General features: G+C 48.9%; 1 protein-coding gene. It reads right to left on the reverse strand.

The genetic code is table 11. From position 1 onward, the window contains the following. The coding region (locus tag ACGF5R_RS25115) for a hypothetical protein (protein ID WP_387693385.1) at nt 1–178 on the reverse strand (178 nt) is incomplete at its 3' end. Between the last annotated feature and the right edge of the window lie 45 nt (nt 179–223).

The following is a 223-nucleotide window of genomic DNA, read 5'->3' on the forward strand; positions in this document are numbered from 1 at the left end:
CTGCGTTCCCAATGGTGATTTGCCCGCTTTCAGAGTGCACCGTGATATGTTTACCCACGGTGATTTGCTGGTTATCGCTGATGTTCAGTTGATGGCTTTTACCAATGGAAACGGCTTGCTGACCTTTAACGGTCACCGTCTGATTTTGACCGACTTCAAGCGTCTGAAAGCCCTGCACGGCTTCATCATCATCGTTTTTAATTATCGCCGTGCGGTTATGCGC

The organism is Photorhabdus sp. RM71S (assembly GCF_042879355.1).
GTDB lineage: Bacteria > Pseudomonadota > Gammaproteobacteria > Enterobacterales > Enterobacteriaceae > Photorhabdus > Photorhabdus kayaii.